This is a genomic window from Mesorhizobium sp. M1A.F.Ca.IN.020.04.1.1, from assembly GCF_003997315.1.
GTDB lineage: Bacteria > Pseudomonadota > Alphaproteobacteria > Rhizobiales > Rhizobiaceae > Mesorhizobium.
The window spans coordinates 1-542 of record NZ_RZSN01000425.1 but is presented as its reverse complement, the minus strand read 5'-3'; the positions used below and the strand labels follow the sequence as shown (position 1 = coordinate 542).

The 542-nt window shown below is 64.8% G+C and carries 1 protein-coding gene; it reads left to right on the top strand.

Annotation, left to right across the window (positions count from 1 at the left end; translation table 11 throughout):
* The coding region (locus EOA49_RS32350; RefSeq protein WP_164749402.1) for a beta-ketoacyl-[acyl-carrier-protein] synthase family protein at positions 1–542 on the top strand (542 nt) is incomplete at both ends.

The following is a 542-nucleotide window of genomic DNA, read 5'->3' as shown; positions in this document are numbered from 1 at the left end:
TGCCGGCCCTTCTCCGCCGATAGGAAGGGCCTGGTGCTGGGCGAGGGTGCGGGCATGGCCGTGCTGGAAAGCTACGAGCATGCCACGAGGCGTGGTGCCACAATTCTTGCCGAGATCGCCGGCGTCGGCCTTTCCGCCGATGCCTTCCACATCGCCGCGCCATCTGTCGAGGGGCCAGCGTCGGCGATGCGCGCCTGCCTTGCCGATGCCGGGCTGAATGCCGAGGACGTCGACTACCTCAACGCGCACGGCACCGGTACCAAGAGCAATGATCAGACTGAAACGGCGGCGATCAAGCGTGTGTTTGGAAACCACGCTTATTCGATGTCCATCTCTTCCACCAAGTCCACGCACGCGCATTGCCTCGGCGCAGCGAGCGCGCTTGAAATGATCGCCTGCGTGATGGCAATCCAAGAGGACGTCGTGCCGCCGACCGCCAACTATCGCGAGCCAGATCCCGCTTGCGACCTCGACATCACGCCCAATGTGCCGCGCGAGCGCAAGGTGCGCGTCGCCATGAGCAACGCCTTCGCCATGGGCGG